Annotated in this window: 11 protein-coding genes and 1 pseudogene; 5 read left to right on the top strand and 7 right to left on the bottom strand. The window is 64.3% G+C overall.

The window, feature by feature from the left end; all coding sequences use genetic code 11:
• Positions 1 to 180 precede the first annotated feature (180 nt).
• The 6 genes from IZR01_RS54295 to IZR01_RS19015 all read right to left on the bottom strand — a co-directional run bounded on the left by IZR01_RS54295 (position 181) and on the right by IZR01_RS19015 (position 7736).
• Positions 181 to 588 carry a tetratricopeptide repeat protein gene (locus IZR01_RS54295; protein ID WP_194924598.1) on the bottom strand — a complete coding sequence of 136 codons (408 nt, stop codon included), beginning with the start codon at positions 586 to 588 and terminating at the stop codon, positions 181 to 183.
• On the bottom strand, positions 581 to 1999 hold the full coding sequence (locus tag IZR01_RS18995) for an NB-ARC domain-containing protein (RefSeq protein ID WP_194924599.1): 1419 nt from the start codon (positions 1997 to 1999) through the stop codon (positions 581 to 583). Before IZR01_RS18995 ends, IZR01_RS54295 begins: the two co-directional genes overlap by 8 nt.
• Positions 2000 to 2264: 265 nt before the next feature.
• Entirely contained in the window at positions 2265 to 2492 is a 228-nt protein-coding gene (locus IZR01_RS19000; protein ID WP_194924600.1) for a hypothetical protein, read from the bottom strand.
• 169 nt (positions 2493 to 2661) lie between these two features.
• Entirely contained in the window at positions 2662 to 2850 is a 189-nt protein-coding gene (locus tag IZR01_RS19005) for a hypothetical protein (protein WP_194924601.1), read from the bottom strand.
• On the bottom strand, positions 2847 to 3038 hold the full coding sequence (locus IZR01_RS19010; RefSeq protein ID WP_194924602.1) for a hypothetical protein: 192 nt from the start codon (positions 3036 to 3038) through the stop codon (positions 2847 to 2849). The genes IZR01_RS19005 and IZR01_RS19010 overlap by 4 nt, the downstream gene beginning before the upstream one ends.
• Before the next feature lie 579 nt (positions 3039 to 3617).
• Positions 3618 to 7736 (bottom strand): ricin-type beta-trefoil lectin domain protein, encoded by a 4119-nt coding sequence (locus tag IZR01_RS19015; protein ID WP_194924603.1) that lies wholly within the window; start codon positions 7734 to 7736, stop codon positions 3618 to 3620.
• Positions 7737 to 8464: 728 nt separating this feature from the next.
• Here IZR01_RS19015 and IZR01_RS19020 point away from each other — a divergent pair.
• From IZR01_RS19020 to miaB, 5 genes are all read left to right on the top strand, one after another.
• Positions 8465 to 15493, top strand: coding sequence for an RHS repeat-associated core domain-containing protein (locus IZR01_RS19020; RefSeq protein WP_228559774.1), 7029 nt, complete (start codon positions 8465 to 8467; stop codon positions 15491 to 15493).
• Positions 15494 to 15726: 233 nt separating this feature from the next.
• Positions 15727 to 15957: a hypothetical protein gene (locus IZR01_RS19025; protein WP_194924605.1), complete on the top strand. Its 231-nt coding sequence runs from the start codon at positions 15727 to 15729 to the stop codon at positions 15955 to 15957.
• Positions 15958 to 16112: 155 nt separating this feature from the next.
• Entirely contained in the window at positions 16113 to 16316 is a 204-nt protein-coding gene (locus IZR01_RS19030) for a hypothetical protein (protein ID WP_194924606.1), read from the top strand.
• A 561-nt stretch (positions 16317 to 16877) separates the two neighbouring features.
• The gene (locus IZR01_RS50715) at positions 16878 to 17681 is read left to right on the top strand and encodes a hypothetical protein (RefSeq protein ID WP_228559761.1); all 804 of its coding nucleotides are present in this window, start codon (positions 16878 to 16880) and stop codon (positions 17679 to 17681) included.
• A 119-nt stretch (positions 17682 to 17800) separates the two neighbouring features.
• On the top strand, positions 17801 to 19330 hold the full coding sequence (gene miaB / locus IZR01_RS19040; RefSeq protein WP_194924607.1) for a tRNA (N6-isopentenyl adenosine(37)-C2)-methylthiotransferase MiaB: 1530 nt from the start codon (positions 17801 to 17803) through the stop codon (positions 19328 to 19330).
• A gap of 104 nt (positions 19331 to 19434) precedes the next feature.
• Here the strand turns inward: miaB and IZR01_RS19045 are convergent.
• Positions 19435 to 20444 (bottom strand): annotated as a pseudogene (locus IZR01_RS19045) (hypothetical protein); the annotation flags it as partial.

Raw genomic sequence — 20444 nt, forward strand, 5'->3', positions numbered from 1 at the left:
CGAGAGCGGCATTACTGCGGCTACCGCGTTGCCTGTCTCAATCGCCCGCATGAGATATGCGGGGTCGTCCGATACGTGCCCTTGGAGGTTGCGTCCGAAGACCCGGCCCGCGTCTACCGAGCACCGCACCTACGTCCGGGGGAGGTTCAGCGGCCAGAACGGACGCACCGACGCCGCGGACTATTTGAGACCATTCGCCCGCGGAAGGATCTTGCTAAGGGTTCTGCTGATGGTCTTGCGAGTTTGGTGGCCTGACGGCAGGGCTATCCGGGCCACTGCCATGGTCGCTCGTAGCTCGTCTGCTGCCTCAGGGTACTGCTTTGAGTGGGCGAGTGCGCAGGCGAGCTCGTGACGTGTCCTGATGACTTCGTCACTGCTCGCACCGAACGTCTCTGTTCTGCCGGCAACGACCTCGCGCATGATCGATGCGGCCTTTGCCGGCCGCTCCTGGCCTCGCAGGCAGTTCGATAGGTTGTGTTGCGCTACGAGCGTCTCGCTATGAGCAGGCCCCAAGACGCGCATACGCATGGCAATTACTTTGCGGTATATATGCTCGGCTTCTTTGAACCTGTCTAGATGTTCAATCACGAACCCTAGGTTGTGCCAGACCGTCAGCGTATGTGGATGTTCCCTGACGCCGCAACAGGTCAACAGAGAGTCCGAATGTTCGGGCGACCGTACGTCGAGCTACAGCGTCCCCGTGTTGCCGGCCTCCACTGACGTCGGCGAATGCCTCGTCGAGCACCAGTGGCGCCTGTTGGAGAAGCTGCCCGTACTCGTTGAACGTTCCGGCACAGGCGAGAGGATCGGTGCTGCTTCCCGACAGGTAGTTGCCGGCGAGATGGAGCGGAAGAGGCAAGCCTCCCAACAGCATTCCGAGTTCTTCGGCCGCGGCACGTCCCCCGGCGTGGTGAGCGAGTCCCAGCAAGACCGTCGCGGCATCGGGGCGTTCCAGCGTGCGCAGCTCGAGTGTCTCCGCGATCTGGCTTCCCCATGCTGCGACGTTGTGATCGCGGGTGGTCACGATCACGCCGACCCCCGCTCCTGTAGGTGGACGCACCCAGCCTGTGCCGTCCGGTAGCACAGACTCTGCACATGTCAGCGCGTCCAGATCGTCTGCGTCGTCGAAGACGAGGAGCCATCTTCGGTCCAGCGCGGCAAGGTACTGCCAGGCCAGGTCGGCGGCGCTGCGTCCGGGAATCCGCCAATGATCGCTCACCGTATCGCGTGGCGCGCCAGCTATCAGCGCTACTTGCCACATCGCCTCGTTGATACGAATCTGCGAGGACGCATCGACCCACATGACATCACAGCCGTCGTCTCGGACTGACGCGGCGTGAGCAAGGGCGAGGGCGCTCTTGCCTACGCCGCCCATCCCTGTGAGTACACGCACCTTGGATGGCTGCCTATGCAGATCCGCGGCAAGCAGATTGAGCTCTCGATCTCGTCCGCAGATGGTCTGAGGTAGGCGTCCGAATGGTGCCCCGACGGATCCTGACGCTGCGGCTTCGTCGATCCTTTCCGGGTGCTGACGGTCACTGATGAGCGGACGGAGCTCCCGCGGCAGAGCTGGCTGACCGGCGGCCTCCACTGCGGCATGAAGCTTGGCGAGGACTTCTCCCGGTGTGATGAAGGTCTGGTAGGGCTGGCGTACGCCTTGGTAGACGTCCAGGTATCGGCAGATCTGGTCGTAGTGCCAGACGCTCCAATCCTTCAGTGGCAAGTTCAACTCACTGACCAGCGTGGCAATCTCAGTGGTCACCCGATCGATGCCACCGGTGCTCGCCACAGGCGACAGCACCACGTTCGTCGCGAAAACCATATAGTCCGGCAGTCCGGCCGTGGCGCCCCGCTTGGCCCAGCCTCGCAGGTCCTTCTTGATCTCCTGCATGAGCCAGTCGGCGTCCTTGCCCGTGCCCTCTGGGCGTGCACGGAACTTGGCCTGGAGGACGGCGTAGCCCTCCCACTGGTTCCCCTCGTCGCGGGTCGGATAGTTCATGCGACCGCGGAAGGCGGCTTCGCGACCGCCGTCCGGGTCCGTCGCCGTAGACCTCGACTCCGGGCCCGAAGATCTCGATCGCGAGTGCCTGACTCAGGTGTTCAAACGAGCGAGGGTCGAAGCTCCTCAGGTCATAATCCGCCACCCGGCTCATCATGCCGGGTACTACCGACAGTTGGTGCTCATTCGCATGCACCGAGTAGCCAGGCCCCTGTTCGCGTGAGCCAGCTTGGCAGGCGCGGCGCGAAGCAGGCCTGCTCGGGCACTACCAGTCAGAGCGGTCGTCGATCGGCTTCAGGCGTATTTCGTCAGTCAGCTCCCAGTGGTTGTCGGCGTCGTCGGTAAAGCGGATCAAGCACGGCATGGGTGGCGAGTACAGCGGTAGACCGGGCCGGGGATCATCAGCAATCCCGCCGTTCTGGTCCATCTCCAAAAGCACGTGAGTCGAGGCGGGGGTACCTGCGCCGTTCTCCACCAACACGGGGAAGAACAACGCTATAGCCTCGCCTCGTCGGATGAGCGGCAGAGGAGCTAGCGGCGTCCGGTCTAGCTTTGTCTTCCCTTTGGGAGCCTCCGCTCCCTCACACCAGCCGTACGGAAGCAACCGGTGGGGGTTCATGTCCAAGACACAGGCCACGTCACGAATCGGACGGGGAGTTCACTCAGGCGCTTGAGCCCGTCGGGATGTTGATTGCCTTGACCGCCTCCAGCTGGCCCACCAGGAAACGGCGCATGGCCGGGTCGGTCGCAGCTCGTAGCTCGGCCTCCAACTCGGCGACAGTGGAGGTCTTCAAATGAGCGTTATGGGCCTTCATACGGCTCAATTCGGCATCCAGCTCATCCAGCGTCATGCGTCCCCCTCCTCCGGTTCTGGCTCGCCCAAGCGGCCAGCGATGTGCCCGATGAGCCGCTGTCGATAGTCGATGTACTTGCGGTAGAACGCGATGCCGGTCTCGTACTGCACGATCAGCTCCTCAGCGCGTTCGATCTGCGCCGTAGCCTCCATGCGCCGGAACTCGGCCTCTTCGTCGTGTTCCATGATGGGAGATAGGATACCCGGCCAATAGCCAGTCGGGCACTGCCGTCATTGCTCGACGGCACGTTCGTCGCCAGCGTCGAACCGCAAGACACGTTTCGGTGCCGAGCGCAGCGCTAGGACAGCGCCGTATGGTCCAGGGCCGGTCCAGGGTCGGCGCTGAACGAAAACGTCACAGGTTGACACTTGATGACAGGGGCGATCCATTGAATACGGACAGATCAGCCCTGACCGGACTAGAACGGCACAAGATGACAGTCCGAGCCTTGGCAACCTCGGCGCTTCTAGTCCGGTGATCGCAGGTTCGAATCCTGCCAGGGACTTGAACCCCGAACCCGCGGATTAAGTGAGGCTTGAACGGAGTCTGCTGGTGGCAGAACCGGGGATCGGCGTCGGGCAAGTGCGTGGCGGGATGGCTCGTGGATGTCGGGCTTCACGTCAAGGTTGTGGGCGACGGATTTGGCTACCCGCATCGCGCCTGAGCCGTGTCGAACTCCCGTTGAAGCGGACCGAGCCAGCCTGCGGAGTCAGCGTGTCGTGACCCAGTAGGGCTGGTTCGGCCGTTGCGCCCGTGCCTGGGGGTCAGTACGCGGTGGGTTGTAGGACGAGGGTGTCGATGCCGGCGCCGTAGCGGTTACCGTTGGATGCGCTGTTCGTGCCGGTCATCGTGAATGTGAAGCTGTGCATGCCGGCGGCGAGATTGAGTGTCGAGCCGAAGTCGAACGTCTTGGTGGCCACTGCGCTGCTGTATCCGTCGAAGGTCGAGCCGAAGTTGGTTCCGTCGATGCTGAGCTGGAAGATGCCGTAGTCGGGTGTGGTTGTGAGAACTGGGGTGACTCGGTATCTGCCTGCGTTCGCGACGTAATAGTTCAGGGTGAACGAGGAGCCGTTGGTGGTGCTGTTGAACCACTGCTGCGCGCCGTTGGACCAGTTCACATTGCAGCAGTTGGTTTGGACGGACAGTACTCCGTTGGTTGCGGTGCCTCCCAGGGATTCGGCTTCGACACTCTGGTTCTGGCCGGGTGCGCTGGGTAGCAGGAAGTGCTGGTCGGTGTTGTCCAGGCACTGGTAGAGCTGGAACGGGTTGGTGTCGGTGGTGCTGCCTGCGGTGTTGTCGAGGCACATACTGGTGCCCGGGTTCTGCAGCGAGACGTATCCTGGTGCGGTGGTTGAAGGAACGATGTTCCACACCTGATTGGCATTTCCAGTTTCGCAGTCGTCGAGCGAGACTTCCGAGCCTTGTGTGTTGAGGCCGCCGGTGTCCAGGCACATGGCTGGGTACGGTGGTGTGGCGGGGTTGGATCCTATGATGTGGATCGTGTGGTCGGGGTAGAACTGCCAGGCTTCGGTCCAGGAGCCGTTGCAGTCGTTGATATCGACGGTGGTGTCGCGGGTCAGGCTCCCGTCCCGGTCGTCTAGGCACACCTGGCGGCTGGGATTGCCGGTGGTGGTGTTGGCGGAGATTACAGGGCCGGCGACGCCGGGCAGTTGGGGTTTGGCGAAGCCGGTGTTCTGGTAGATCCCGGCCGCCAGGTCGCTATCGATGGCTTCCGGGTAGACGCGGACGTCGGCGATCGAGCCGTCGAAGAAGTTGTTGGCGCTGCCATTGTAGAAGCCGCGTCCTATGGCCAGGGGACCGGTTGAGGCGATCGGCGTGGTGTCGGTCGCGGTGCCGGCGAGTTGTCCGTTGAGGTAGAAGGACATGGTGCCGGTGGATCCGTCGTAGGTGCCGATCAGGTGAGCCCAGACTCCTGCGGTCGCTGGTGAGCTGGCGGCGATGTGAGCGACGGTTGGGTTCGTCGTGTCGGTGAGAGCGCGGGCGAACTGCCAGGTGGAGCCGTTGTATTCCAGGTAGAAGCCGGCGGCTGTTCCGGCCTGTTGGAACGTTATGGTTTGGGTGCCGGTTCCGAGGGATGCGGCGTTGACCCACGCGGCTACGGTGAAGGATTTGGTGGTGTCGACGACGGGTCCGGTGGTGGTGATGGTTCCGCCGGTTCCTGCGAAGGTGGCGTAGCCGCCGGTTCCCCATGACACACCGGATGTTGACAGTGTGGCTGGGTGGTTGCCGGGCAGGCTGGAGTCGGCGGCGGTGCTGCCGGCGCCGTCTGCTAGCTTCCACCATCCAGTGGGGCCGCCGGTGAGCGTAATTAGCGTCGTTGTGCTGCCTGGGGCGTTTCCGTTGTCGATAGCAGTGGCTTTCACGCTGTAGGTGCCGGCGGTTCCGTAGACGTGAGTGGCGGTCGGGGTGGCCGATGTGACGGCGGCGGTTCCGTCGCCGAAGTCGAAGGTGTAGCTGGTGAGCCTGCCGCCACCTTGGTAGGAAGATGAGGCGTCTGCGGTAGTGATCAAGGGTGTGTCACCGCTGGTCGGGCTCAAGCTGAGTCCCGCGGTCGGGCCCAAGCCAGTGGTCGGGATGAGGTTGAGCGTGTCAACACCGAGGTTGTATCGGTTGCCGGTTGAGGCGGCGTTTGTGCCGTTGACATGGAACTTGAACGTGTGGGGCCCGGCAGCCAGCTCGAAGGCTCCGAGTTTGACGACCTTGGTGGATACACCGGATGGCTGGAAACTATCGAATTCGCGTCCCAGTTGTTGGCCGTCCATCACAAGCTCGAATTGACCGTAGTCCGGGGCCATGGTCAAGATTGGAGCGACCTGGTAGTCGCCTGTGTTGGCAACGTAGTAGTTGAATGTCAGGGACGCGTCGCTGACGGTACTGGTGAAGAATTCTTGCGCCCCGTTGGACCAGTTGATGCCGCAGCAGTTGGTTTGGATTTGCATGGTGCCGTTTTCCGCCGTGCCAGACATTGATTCGGCTTCTGCGGTTTGGTTTTCATTGGCTCCGGTGGGTAGAGACCATTGTTGTGCAGCGTTGTCCAGGCACTGGTTGAGTTGCAGCGGGTTGCCATTGGTTGTGGATGCTTGAGTGTCCTCCATGCAGAGCCCTGATGCTGGGTTGTAGAACCAATATTTGCCGGCGGTGGACGGAGAGGGTAGGAGGCGCCAGACCTGGAAGCCGTCAGTGGCGCCGCCGCAGGTGTTCAGGGTGATCTTCGCGCCCTGTACCAGTTGGCCGCCGGTGTCCAGGCACAGGTTGGGTGGGGTGGCCGGTGAGGAGCCCATCAGTTGGATGGTGCCGTCTGCGGCGAAGGACCATTGTTGGGGCCAGGTGGCATTGCAGTCCCACAGGTCGATGACCGCGGTTGCCGGGGTGAGCGATCCTTGGAGATCGTCGATGCAGCGTTGTCCGCTGCGGCCGCCGATGATGCCGGAGACGACCTGTCCGGCGATGCCGTTGGCGGCTTGGTTTTGCAGCCTGCTGGTGTTGGAGGTGTTGGTCCAGCCGGTGGCGGTGGCGGTGGTCAGGGTTTGGGCTCCGAGGGTGGTGCCGATCGGTCCGTTGATTACGGTGATTTGGCCGTCGGGGGTCATGGCCCACAGGTCTGGGTGGCCGTCGCCGTTGAGGTCGCCGGCTGACGAGATCCAGGTGTAGTGGCCGAATTCGCCGTTGGAGCCGAGTTGCTGGCGGGTGGCGAGGTCTGCGAGTCCGGAGCCTAAGGTTGCGGTGTCGGAGTGGTTGGTGAATTGCCACAGTGTGCCGTCGGGGGCCTTGGCCCACAGGTCGGGCAGTCCGCCGGCGCCGCCGGGGTGTCCGGTGGCGTTGCCTGGTGCGATGACTTGGACGGTGGACCAGTCCCAGTCTGGGGTGGAGGTGGACAGCAGGATTGGGTTTCGGAGTTGTCCGTTGCTGGCGGGGGAGAACAGCCAGACGCGGGTGGCGTCGGTTCCGTCCTTTTCGACAGTGATCAGGCTGGTTTTGCATGCGTTGGTGGGGGTGGTGATGGTGCAGCCGCCGTTGGCTGGGCCGAGCGCGATGGTTTGCTTGACGCTGCTCCATGTCGTGTCGTAACCGGCGCACAGGCCATTTTGTATTGAGGGAGTGCAGGTCGGTCGGGTGACCGTGACCCTGTGGGTTTGGCTGAATTGGTCGGGGGTCAGCGGGGGCCGGTAGCCGGGCTGGGTGGTCGCGGAGGCGATTTGTGCGTTGAGGTAGTAGTAGAGGTTCCCGTTGCCGTGACTGTCGGCGTCCCAGGCGAATAGGTCGTCGGTTGGCTGGACGCGTTCGGAGCCGCGGTGCGTGAACAGGGCGCTGGCCCAGCTTTTGCCGTTGGGGGCAGCTGCGGCCGTGGCGGCTTGGATCGCGTTGACGGAGCCTGCCGGGTCCAGATTGGCCGGGTAGACGACCAGGTTGCCGCCGGCGTCGACGCTCATCAGGTTGGGGATGCCGTCGCCGGTGACGTTGCCGAAGGACGTCGGTGTGAATGCCTGCGCCAGGAAGAAGTCGTAGCGGGCGAACGGTGAGGCGATGCCGGCGCTGTCGACGGCGGCCGCGTAGAGAGTGTTGGTGCCCCAGCGTTCGCCGTCGCTGGTTCCCGCGGCGAGGTTGATCGTCGCGGTGGCGTTCAAGCCGCCGGTCGCTGCGGCAGTGCCGCAGGCGACGTTGGTGAGGGTGGTGCAGTTTCCGGCGTCGGCGTTGTTGGCGGTGGCGTTGAGCACCCACAGGAAATGATCGATCGGTGTGGTCGGGGCGGTCGCGCTGACTGTGATCGTGCCGGCGGTGCCGGTCTGGGGGTAGGACGGTAGGTGCTGGCCGATCCCGGGGAAGGTAGTGGACTGAAACGTGGGTGGGTTCGCCCCTGTCATCGTGGCGTGCGGTGTTACCGATCCTTGCTTGACATGACTACTTGCTATGTGCTGTTTCGGCGTGGGTGTCGGGTTGCCTGAGGCACGGGAGGCTGCGGTAGCCGTGCTTGCCAAAGACAGCAAGAGGGTGACGCTAACTACGCAGATGAAAAGTCGTTGTGCCACCATTCTGGCCCTTCTGCGCGCGCGTGAAAGTGGTTTCATCAACGGCCCTCCTCGGCGCTGAACGCGCGCCAGCATGCGCGCGTGCGCAACTTACGGGGACGGTTCAAGGGCTGGCAACTGATCTGCGCTGTCGGAATCGTTATAGACGACAGCCTGCGGTCGGCGCCGCGAGGCGATCTTGGTGGTCTAAACCAGTCGAAATCACCTCGTATCAGAACTCTGATTTAACTCTGGGTAGCGAGGGCATGGGACTAAATCGTTATAAACAAGCCTTGAGTCAAGGTCCGCATATGGACGATCTGTTCGAGCCTGGTTATCGTCCCCCGCGCCGCCTTGATCGGGTTAGGCGATGCTTTGGTGCGATTTGATCATCCAGGGGGTGCCCGGTGGGGGCATGGCGTTCGTCGAGTGATTCCCGCGCTGTTCAGAGGCGGTTTCGCTGTCTCGCGGTGTGTGTGGCGATCGGTTCCATGGGACTGGCTGTGATGTCCGGTCCAGCAGCGACTGGGGCTGCTCATGGGCCGCACAATCCGAAGGTGTGGCAGCCGCGGCCGGTGACGAAGATGCCGTCCATCGCGGCAGTGAGCCGCAGTACGGCGCATTCTGCTGTTGCGGTTCAGCCGATGGCCGGGTACAAGGTCCCGGCGACTGTGTGGCCGAAGGCCGCCTCGGTCGTGGTTGACCTGTCGCCGACACCGGCCCAACGTGATGCCGGATCCTCGGCCGGCGGCGCCGGCCAGAGCGCTTCCTCGGCCCCCGTACCGGGTACGCCGGTCAGTATCGCGGCAGCCGCGGCAGGGCAGACCGGCGGAGCGCGGCCGCCTGCAACGACTCCAGCAGCGAAGGTCAACGTGACCGTCGCCGATCATTCGGCGGCATCCAGCGCCGGGGCCAGCGCAGTGATGTTGACTCTGGCGCGGGCCGATGGCGGGACGGTCGGGGTCCCTGCGCTGGTTGCTCTGGACTACTCCGGATTCTCTGATGCCTTCGGCGGCAACTTCGCCGATCGGCTGAAGCTGGTCACCCTTCCCGGCTGCGCGTTGAGCACGCCGAAAGAAGCGGCCTGCCGTACCCAGACGCCGGTGGCTTTCACCAACGACCGTGCGCATCACCGGCTCATTGCGACAGTCACCATCCCAGGCGATGCCACAGCTGCCGCAAGCGGGCAGGCCAGCTCCGAAACGGGCGCGGCGATCGTATTGGCCGCGACCTCGGCGCCAAACGGCGCCAACGGCGACTACTCGGCCACCCCGTTGAAGGATTCGGACACCTGGTCCGGGGGCGGCAACGAGGGGTCGTTCACCTACAGTTATCCGATCACTGTGCCGCCCGCACTTGGCGGCGTGGCTCCGAAGGTCGCGTTGAGTTACGACTCTGCCAGCATCGATGGCCGTACCTCGGTGTCCAACGCGCAGGGCTCGTGGGTCGGCGATGGCTGGGACTACAACCCGGGCTACATCGAGCGTTCCTACGAACCATGTTCGAAGGCTGGGTTTCCCACGTCGAGCGACGAGTGCTGGGGGACGCCCAATGCCACCATCTCCTTCGGCGGCCGCGGCGGAGAACTGCTCAAGGACGACGGTACAGGCACTTGGAGGATCGCCGGGGACGACGGATCCCGGGTAGAGCTGCTCTCCGGTGCGAGCAACGGGAACACCGGCGACGGCGGCCAGTACTGGCGGGTGACTACCACGGATGGCACCCAGTACTACTTTGGTGCCAACCAGCTGCCCGGCGCTGGCGGCAATGACGCGCCTACCTACTCGGCGTGGGGTGTGCCGGTGTTCGGGGCCGGGTCTCTGGCCGGGGCAGCTTGCGCTGACCCGACGAAGGATCCGAAGGCGTGTCGGACCGGCTGGCGGTGGAACCTGGACTTCGTCGTTGATCCGCGTGGCGGCCTGGCCCGCTACACCTACGCCCGGGAAGAGAACTTCTACCTGCGCGGCACCCCGGCGAGCCCGACCGAATACCAGGCCGGCGGCTACCTGGCACAGATCGACTACGGCTGGGACACCGGCAATGTTATCTGGAACCCCTCGGCAATCGCGGCCGCCAATCATCTGCGCCCGTACCGCATTGCCTACCCCCCAGCTGAGAACGTGGTGTTCACCCCGGCTGCACGTTGTATCTCAGATAGCGGCGAGGCTGGATACAACCCTCTGTGCCCGACGGCAACGGTGACCGTCTCCGGCGGTATTGCATCCACCGGTATCACCTCGGCGAATGCTGCTGCATTCGTAGACACGCCATTTGACCAGCACTGTACTGCGGCTGGGACCGTGGACGGTACGGCTGGTGGTGCCGTGTGTACCAACTACACACCCACGTTTTTCAACACCGAACAACTGTCGCAGATCACAACCAATGTCAACGCGGATCTAGATGGTAAGTATCGGCCGGTAGACCAGTACGGCCTGCCACACCAGTTCAATGCCGTAACTGGCGGTTCTACCGATGACCGGCCCTCGCTGTGGCTGGCGGGCATCACCCACACAGGGTGGACAACCAATCGTGACGGAAGCACCGCCAAAACCACCGACCCAGAGGTCTACACGCACGGCAGCTTTATGCCTAACCGGGCGAAGGCGTCGCCTTCTGCCGCTACCCAGGCCTACCAGCGACTACGCCTGGACCGGATCAGCGACACCCTTGGCTCGCTCGTTGAGGTCACCTACGGTTTGGGAAATGCGGGCGGCACGAGTTTCGACTGCAACGCCCCACCTGCGCCTGTGCCGACGATCACCGCGAACAACAGCCTGTGCTATCCGGAGTACTGGACCCAGCCCAACGCCACCGCGCCGACTCTGGATTGGTTCAACAAATACATCGTCACATCCGTCCGGACCGTGGACACGACGGGGATCTCGCCAGACCGGGTATCCCGCTACACCTTCCTCGGCACACCGGTATGGCACACAAACGACTCCGAACAGGCTGACGCCGCTTACCGCACATTCGACCAGTTCCGAGGGTTCTCGCAGGTCCAGACCATCACCGGGGCCGCGGCAGCTGGAAGCAACAGCAAGACACTGACCACGTACTTCCGAGGCATGGACCAGGACGGTAACGCTTCCTACCCGTTCCAGGACTCCTCTGGGCACGTGTGGGCGAACGACAACCACAACGACGTGTTCAACCAAGGAGATCCCGGGCTTCGCGACGACAACGCACTGGCCGGGGCGCCCGTCGACGTCCAGACCTTCGCTGCCGACAATTCCTCGACCGTCGTCTCCGACGTGGTCAATGTGCCAGTCGATCCCACCACAATCGTCACAGCCACCCACAAGCGGCCTCCCGGCTTGCCGGACCAACGCTCGCACTTCGCCGAGACCGCCAAGAAGGTCACCTACGACCGGGTGACCACCGGTACCCGCCATGCGGAGATCGACTACACCTATGACAACAGCCTGCCGAACTTCACGGCCGGCACAGTCGGCGGCAACGGGCACCTGATCCTCACCGACGACAAGAACGACGGAACACTCCAGGAACTGTGCACCACCACCAAGTACGCCACCGACCAGAGCGACCTTGAGCGCACCGCCGTCTCTTACTGGCAGAGCACGCAGATCGTGCCGCCCGGCGGTACGTGTGCGACAGGGACCGCGCCGAGCAAGGCGAACCTCGTCTCCGCACAACAGACCCTGTTCGACGGATCGACCACCCCAGGCGTCATCCCCGATGTAGGGGACCCGACGACCGTGCAGAAGGCGAGCGACGTTGACGCCTCCGGCAACCTGACGTGGATCACAACGACCGCGACCTTTGATGGGTACGGCCGAGTCATGTCCGCGACCGATCCGGACCAGCACACGACCCAGACCATCTTCACTCCGGATAAGGCCGCGCTGCCGACCAGTATTCGAACCACAAACCCGGCCGGCTGGGTCACCACCGACACCGTGGACCAAGGTCGGCAAGTGGTAGAGCAGACCACAGACCCTAACAACAGATCCACTTACGAGTACTACGACGGCATGGGGAAGCCCACCTCCGTCTGGCTGCCCGACCGCCTGACCGCCTCGAGCTCGAACAAGCGGTTCACCTACAACCTGGTCGGCGTAGCACCGACCGTACTTAACGGCGGTACTCCGCCGACATCTCCGCCGCCCAACAGCTACGTCCAGACTGAGACGTTGCGGGAAGACGGGTCTTACGGCGAATCGTTCTCCGAGGTCGACGGGTTCGGCGACGCGGTGCAGACCCAGTCCACACCGGTGGACGGCTCTGCCGGGACAGTCGTCGCCGATACCCAATACGACAGTCTCGGGCGGTCGTTCAGGACCTACGCTGCGCACTACGACGCGAGCCCTGCCCCGAGCGGGCTGTGGCTACAGTTCGCCGAGAGCAGCATTCCATCGGAGACCGTCACGACCTTCGATGGGATGTCCAGGCCGCTGACCGTCACCCAGCAGTCCATGGGCAAGCCGCTACCCGGGGCCGTAACCACCACCGCCTACCCCGGCATGGATCGCACCGATGTCACCGCCCCGGCCGGGAACGGCCAGGCCACCAGCGGCGGAACCTCCACGGTGACAGACGTTCGTGGTCGTACTACCGCGCTGTGGAGCTACCACGACGCCGCCGGCAACCCGATCGCCCCTGATGGCAACCCGGACCATGCGGACGTCACCAAATACGGCTTCACCTACAACCCAGGCGGCACTGAAGGCACTGCTACCACGGTCACCGACGCCACGAAGCAGAACACCTGGACCACAACCGTCACCGACCTGGCCGGGCGCAACGTCACCACCACGGACCCGGACATCGGAACCACCACCACCCTGTCCGACCCCGCAGGACTCATGCTGGCCACCGCCGACGGCCGCGGTCACGTGCTGGCCTACACCTACGACAACCTGAACCGTAAGACCGGCGAATACGACGCCGGCTCGATCACCGACCGCAGCATTTTGGCCCAGGCCCGCACCACCGCGATCGCCAATCCCGCGGCGCAGCTGGCGGGATGGACCTTCGACAGCCTGGACAAGGGCCAGCCTGACGCCTCCATCCGCTACGTCGGCGGCGCCAACGGCAGCGCCTACACTGCGCAAACCACCGGGTACGACACAGACTACCGGCCCACCGGCACCAAGACCGTCATCCCGAGCGCCGAAGGCCCACTGGCCGGCCCGTACCAAACCAACATGTACTACACCCCAAACACCGGGGCGCTGGACCACATCGACCTGCCCGCTGCCGGGGGACTACCAGCAGACACCGTCTACAACTCCTACAACACCGACGGCCTGCTGTTGCTGTCCAGCGGCACCAACAACGACCTCGTGGACACGCAGTACGACCAGACCGGCAAGATCCTGTCTCGCACCGTCGGCGACTACCCGCGTCAGGTGGTCACACAGAACCAGTACGACCAGGCCACCAACCGCGTCACCAACACCTTCACCGACGCCACCGCCGGAGACGACCCGAACAACACCGCCCAGCTCAACAAATACGGCATCGACGACGTCTCCTACACCTATGACGCGACAGGTCGTCTCACCTCGACAGCGGACCTTCAGGACTGGAATGTCACCGGCTCCTACTACCCCGGGACCCAAGCCCGGGACAACCAGTGCTTCACCTACGACTACGCCAGCCGCCTCACCAACGCCTGGACCGACGCCGGCGACCAGAGCCCACCTGCCACCACCGACCTGACCAAGCCCAACGCAGCCGTGGGCGGCCTCGGCTCGTGTGCGTCGTCGACGCAGAACAACCCACCGACCGTGGCCACCGCGCGGGCAGGCCAGATCACCGGCAGCGGTACCGGTCAGATGGCCAGCCCCGCCGCCTACTGGCAGTCCTGGACCTTCGACGCCGCCAGTGCCGCAGGCCTGGGTAACGGCGCACAAACCGGCAACCGCTCCACCCAGACCGACTACGACACCGCCGGCAACACTACCAACGACACCACCGCCACCAGCGGCTACCCGAACGCCGGAACCACCAACACTGCTGGCGCAGCAACCACCGGCGGCACCGGACCCCATCTGCTCAACCAGGTCACCCGCACCGGCCCGATCAGCAGCACCGACACCTACAACTACGACGGCTCTGGCAATACCACCAGCCGCCAACTCGCAGCCGGCCCCAACCAAACCCTCACCTGGGACGCCGAAAACCGTCTGGCCACCGTCACCGACGCCACTACCAACAGTACTTCTACATACCTGTACGACGCCGATGGCAACCAGCTCATCCGCCGCGATACGGGCGGCGCAAACGCCGGCGTGAGTCTCTACCTCGGCTCCGCCGAGATCCATCTTGCTGGCGGAATCGTCTCCGGAAACCGGTACTACACCTCCCCTGGTGCAGCGACGATGATCGTCTCCAACGGCGGCAGCATCACCTACGAAGTCAGCGACGGTCAAGGAACCGGCGACACCACCATCAACGCCGCCAACGGCCAGATCCTCAACCGCCGCTACACCACCCCCTACGGACAAAGCCGCGGCAAGGCCGTCACCACATGGCCCGACGACCACACCTTCCTCGGCAAGACCACCGACACCACAACAGGGCTCGTCGACATCGGCGCCCGCAAATACGACCCGAACGCCGGCCGCTTTATCTCTGCGGACCCAGTCTTCTCGGAGGGTGATCCGCAGACTGTCGGTGGCTACGCCTACGCCGGAAATGACCCAATCAACGGTTCTGATCCTTCAGGCCTGATCCGTGAGATCAACAACGACCCCTTCTCCAACTATTCGCCGAACTACGTCAACCCCTGTACTGGTGAAGACGGCTGCCAGGACACCTCGACGGCTCCGGCGAGTTGCAGTTGGTCATGCTCCTTGAACAAGACGCCGCACGACGCCGGGGTAGTGGCTGCAGGTGCTGGCCATTGGCTGAATAGCCAAGCGGACACTGTCCTCCAGCTGACCCCCATTAGCAAAATTATCTCCGCGGGCGCGACGGCGACCGTGGACCGAACCATTACCAGCGGTGGAGCGAATGCCCCGTCTGGTGAGGTAAATACGCAGTCAATATCACTCACTGACTGGTATGACAACTTTATATCGACTCACGGCATAGCCACCAAAAGGCAGATGAACGCGGTATCGAAGGCTATCGATATCGCAACTGTGGCGACAGGGCTGGGCAAGGTGAGAGACGCGGGGCTTCTCGCCGACGGCGCCCGCGCGGGAGCCAAGCAGGTGGCATCCAGTTTGGCTCACACGAAGGAAGGCGTCCGTAGTTGGGCTAGTAACCAGGCTTCGATACGCAGCGCGATGGGGCTGCCCATGGATGTATGGCAGGCGAATCGCGATTTGCACGCATCACTCAATGGGGCAGCACCGGAGGCCAATGCCACAGTCGCAACCCTCCGCGGGATGGCGCATGGAAACGACTTCATGGCATCCAAGGCGGTCGGTTCGAATGGACTCGACGATGTCGACCTGATAGCGTCTGTCTTCTTCCCGCAGGATGGGCAATATCTTGCAACGAATGCAGGCCTGTCTGATGAGCTTGGGCAAGGCAATCATAGGATGGCGCAGTTGCTCGCACGAGCTGCCGACCCGGGAAACGAGAACATCGATTGGGACACTGAAATATTTATCAACTATGTAGAGGCGCGGTGATGATCGGTAGAAATGGCAAATTCCGTTGGCCGTGGGAAGTGGTTGGTGGGCGGATGTCGTGTAGCGATATCAAGATCCTTTCGGTTGGAGACCTGGAGCGACTTACGGAGGCTGCTCTCTCTAGCGGGTGGAGCGCCAACGGGCGCCCGGATTGGTTTCGCCGAAACTGCGGTGAAATAAAGAATATCGAAATGGTCATATCTGGTTCGGAGGGTGCAGATGTATACCGTTGCATGGTGATGGTCGAGATGAACGACAGGGCGCGATGGAGATTCACGCTGGATGTTTCCAGGGGTGATTTTGGGCACTTGAAAGATGCATCGCTGAAGGAGGTTATCAACCTTGCCTACGCCTTTTTTGCGACCTTCCCTCGCCTTGAACTCGATTCAGATCAGCAGGCACGCTGGGACCAATTCATGCTGGGTGCTCAGGATAGTTCATCAGGGGACGATCACAGTCGTTGATGCGTCGTCAGGGCACTGAGTAGCAATCGCTATGGGCGGCGCCTGAGCAGCCGCTGAGACCGCCTTACCAGACGCATCCGCCCTACCGGCACCATGCCCGACCGAACTTTTCTGCTATTCAGCAACGTCTTCTTCGACGTGCGGGAAGCCTGAACGTGAATGAGACGTTGAGCGCCGCGAGCTTCCTACTTGGCGGGTGGCTGTTGGTCGCGGTGGACGAGGCGGGCCCGTCACTCGCCTATCTCTTCCATACGGACTCCCAGCACGCTGTCGGCCAGTCGAGCTCGATGATCACGAGCCCGGTCAGCGAGGGCGCAGTGGAAGCAGTACGCTCCGAGCACTGGATCGTCAGCCATTGACATGAAACGGCCAGCCACGGCCGGACGACCACACCTTCCTTGGTAAAGTAAAACCACCGACACCACAACAGGACTTGTATGCATCGGCGCCCGCAAATAGGACCCGAACACAGGACGGTTCATCTCCGCCGACCCCGTCTTCCAAGCCAGTAACCCACAGATCTTAGACGGCTACGGCTACGCCTACGCCGGCAACGACCCAGTCGCCGCCACCGACCCAGGCGGCCTGATGGAACAACTGAGCGGCGGCGGTTGTGACCCTAAGGAGGACGGCCCGTCGTGCGCGGCAGAACTCACGTACACGGCTAAGGCCCTACGCGATCCTGATGCCAATGATCAGGAGGCCCGTGTAGCGGCTTTCGGCGATGCAAAGATCGTGAAGGCTGTCGCCAAAGGCATTTACAACGGCACCGGAGCCTCGGATGTAGTCGGCTGTACCACACACCCATCGTGGAGTGGACGTATCGCGGGTGTGGCTACGCGTCGGACGAGCTCGATCCTTCAGGGCGCTCCCGAGGCCCCACGACATCTTCAGGGAGTACGAACAAAGGGAGTGGGCCTGTGACCGGTCTGAAGTTCGACAAGCGGGAGTGGGTGCCGCAGTCCCGGCCGATCCCCGCGAACGTGCTGGTCCGGCTCGGCAAGATCGCTCAGCCGCCCGCCTACGCCGGCCTGACCTGGCTGGCCCAGGCCAACCAGAGCGTCGTGGCGCAGCAGGCGGCGGCGCAGGCTCGCGACTTCAGCGATCAGGTTGAGCAGGACCGGCGCACGGGGCTGCAGCACTCGGCCTGGGAGCCGTTCGCCCTTATCTCCGGCGAGTTCCACGACGCCGTCGTGGAGACCGCCTCCGACGGGACGCTGACGCCCGGAAACACCGGATGGATCTTCCAGCTCGGCGCCGGGGAACTGCACCTGTCCGCAGTGGAGCCGGTGAACGGTATGTGGCGCGACCGAGCCGAATTGCCGTTCGACGTGATCGCGCACGCCTCCCTCACGGTGAAGACCACCCCGCCGCTCCGTGGCTACGACGGGCGCAAACACTCGCTGTGGTTCTGCGACGCGCAACAGGCTGGTGTGTACGGCTGGTACGAGATGGCCTTCATGACGCACCCGGCCACCGGGATCATCGAGTCGTACGCCCCGTTCGCGATGGCCCCGGACGCCACCTCGCGCGCCGCGCTGGCCCGTTCGACCGCCGTCCACCAGGTGGCCTGGCCCTTCACGCAGGTGGAAGCCGGGGACCTGGAGGAGTTCATCACCCGGTGGGCGAACTGGCTCGTCCAGGCCCAGGCGCGGCGGCTGGCTTACCCCGCCAGCATGCCTGAGCGGCAGGTCGAGGGGAGTTGGCGGCGGGGCGCTGCGTGATCGGCTGGAGGCGCGCCGCGCCGGACTCGATACATCCGGCGGCGGGACTACCTCAGTGAGCTGCGCAGCCTGGTCACAAGGGCCCACGACACTGCCGACGAACGCCTATCCTAGTAGGCATGCCCGAGGAACGAGTTATAAAGAGCTTTCAGGTCCGGACCTACGGCTGCCAGATGAACGTCCACGACTCCGAGCGCCTGTCCGGCCTGCTGGAAGGCGCCGGCTATGTGCGGGCGGCGGATGGGGCCAGTGAGGCGGATGTGGTGGTGCTCAATACCTGTGCGGTGCGGGAGAACGCCGACAACCGGCTCTACGGGAACCTGGGGCATCTGGCCTCGGTGAAGGCGGGGCGGCCGGGGATGCGGATCGCGGTCGGGGGGTGTCTGGCGCAGAAGGATCGGGGGGAGATCACGCGGCGGGCGCCGTGGGTGGATGTGGTGTTCGGGACGCACAACATCGGGGCGTTGCCGGTGTTGTTGGAGCGGGCCCGGGTGCAGGATGAGGCCCAGGTTGAGATCCTGGAGTCGTTGGATGTGTTCCCCTCCACGCTGCCGACGCGGCGGGAGTCGGCGTACGCGGCGTGGGTCAGTGTGTCGGTGGGGTGCAACAACACCTGCACCTTCTGTATCGTGCCCGCGCTGCGGGGCAAGGAGAAGGACCGGCGGCCCGGGGAGATCCTCTCCGAGATCGAGGCGCTGGTGGCCGAGGGCGTGTGCGAGGTGACGCTGCTCGGGCAGAACGTCAACGCGTACGGGTCGGAGTTCGGTGACCGGGAGGCGTTCGCGAAGCTGCTGCGGGCCTGCGGGCAGATCGAGGGCCTGGAGCGGGTGCGCTTCACCTCGCCGCATCCGCGGGACTTCACCGACGACGTGATCGCGGCGATGGCGCAGACCCCGAACGTGATGCCGCAGCTGCACATGCCGCTCCAGTCCGGCTCGGACACCGTGCTGCGGGCGATGCGCCGCTCCTACCGGCAGGACCGCTACCTGGGCATCATCGAGCGGGTGCGGGCGGCGATGCCGGACGCGGCGATCACCACCGACATCATCGTCGGCTTCCCCGGGGAGACCGAGGAGGACTTCGAGCAGACGATGCACGTGGTGCGCGAGGCGCGGTTCTCGGCCGCGTTCACGTTCCAGTACTCCAAGCGGCCCGGGACTCCGGCGGCCACGATGGAGGAGCAGGTGCCCAAGGAGGTCGTGCAGGCGCGGTACGAGCGGTTGGTCGCGCTGCAGGAGGAGATCTCCTGGGAGGAGAACAAGAAGCAGGTCGGGCACACCGTCGAGCTGCTGGTCGCCGAGGGCGAGGGACGTAAGAACGAGGAGACGCGGCGGATGTCGGGGCGGGCTCCGGACAACCGGCTGGTGCACTTCGCTGTGGGCGGTACTCCCGCTGAGGAGCTGCCGCGGCCCGGCGACATGGTGTCGGTGCAGGTCACCTACGCGGCGCCGCACCACCTGAACGCCGACGGCGCGGACGGCGGGAGTGCCATCAAGGTGCTGCGACGTACCCGGTCCGGCGACGCGTGGCAGGCTCGGCAGGAGCAGCCGGAGGCCCAGCGGCGGGGGTCCGCCGTGGCGCTGGGGATGCCGTCGATCGGTCAGCCGGCGGCTCCGGCCCAGGCGGAGGACGCTTGCGGCGTCTGCTGATCGTGGTTGTGGTTTGCTGATCGTGGTTGTGTCAAAGGCCCCTGCGAAGAGCATCGCAGGGGCCTTCGAACTGGGCCTTCGAACTTGGCCTCGACGGGTATCCGCTACTGATTGCCGGACCAGTTGGTCGGCCCGGAGCCGTCCACGGCCTTCTTCGCGGCGGCGTCCAGCCACGGTGTGATGTCAGTGGACTGTGAATGGTTCACGGCCAGCGCCACCGACAGGATGATGTAGCGGTGCTGCTGCTCGCGGTACTGCTTGATGGTCGCCGACTGGTAGTCGCCCTGGCACGCCGTGGAGCCGGGCCCGCTCTCCGGGCACCAGATGCCGAAGTCGGCGGTCGACTGCTGCGCGAGGTCGTTGTAGACGGTGGTCGCGGTGTGCTCGTCGGGGAGCGGCAGGACCTTCACCGAGACCAGGTACTGGCCGCTGTCGTCGACATAGGCGGCCGCGATCTCCTTGCTACAGCTGTTGGAGGTCAGGATGTCCTGCATGTTCGAGGACATGTCGGTCTGCACGCACGGCTGCACGCTGCCGGCCTTCAGCGTGTAGTGCACGCCCTTGTCGTCGGTGAAGTCCTGCGGCACCAGCGCGTTCACCTCCAGCGGCGTCTTGTCGGTCTGCATCGCGTTGAGCGAGTTCGGATCGAACGGCGCCGAGGTCAGCCCGGGCGGGGAGTCGGTGTCCCCGGCCGAGTCGGTGTCGGTGACATCGCCCCCGGCGGTGTCGCTGGAGCCGTCGGACGGCCCGCCGGTGTCCGACCCGGACGCGCCGGCGGAGTCGGTCGGGAAGTTGGTGCCCGGCACGGACGTCGGCAGCGTCGAGGAGGGGGCGGACGACGAAGTCGTGGACTTCGCGGCGTTCCCGACAGCGTCGGAGGACCCACTGTTGTTGCTCCGCGTGGCGAGCACCACCAGCGACACCACGGCGGCTACCGCGACCACGGCACCCACGATGATCGCCGCGGTCTTGCCCCCGTTGCCCTTGCTCGGGGGCGGCCCCTGCTGCGGGAAGAAGGGCGGCTGGCCCGGCGGCGGCTGGCTGGGCGGGAACGGCGACTGGCCGGGCGGAGGCCCCCAGGGACCGGCGCCTGGTGCGGGGGCGGGTGCGGGTG

Source organism: Catenulispora pinisilvae (assembly GCF_015356865.1).
In the GTDB taxonomy this organism is placed as follows: Bacteria; Actinomycetota; Actinomycetes; order Streptomycetales; family Catenulisporaceae; genus Catenulispora; species Catenulispora pinisilvae.

Excerpts from the sequence above, each read along its gene's own strand:
- IZR01_RS18995 (WP_194924599.1), bottom strand. The coding sequence starts at position 1,999 with ATGAACTATCCGACCCGCGACGAGGGGAACCAGTGGGAGGGCTACGCC.
- IZR01_RS19005 (WP_194924601.1), bottom strand. The coding sequence starts at position 2,850 with ATGACGCTGGATGAGCTGGATGCCGAATTGAGCCGTATGAAGGCCCAT.
- IZR01_RS19010 (WP_194924602.1), bottom strand. The coding sequence starts at position 3,038 with ATGGAACACGACGAAGAGGCCGAGTTCCGGCGCATGGAGGCTACGGCG.
- IZR01_RS19015 (WP_194924603.1), bottom strand. The coding sequence starts at position 7,736 with ATGACAGGGGCGAACCCACCCACGTTTCAGTCCACTACCTTCCCCGGG.
- IZR01_RS19020 (WP_228559774.1), top strand. The coding sequence starts at position 8,465 with ATGCCGTCCATCGCGGCAGTGAGCCGCAGTACGGCGCATTCTGCTGTT.
- IZR01_RS19025 (WP_194924605.1), top strand. The coding sequence starts at position 15,727 with ATGGTGATGGTCGAGATGAACGACAGGGCGCGATGGAGATTCACGCTG.
- miaB (WP_194924607.1), top strand. The coding sequence starts at position 17,801 with ATGCCCGAGGAACGAGTTATAAAGAGCTTTCAGGTCCGGACCTACGGC.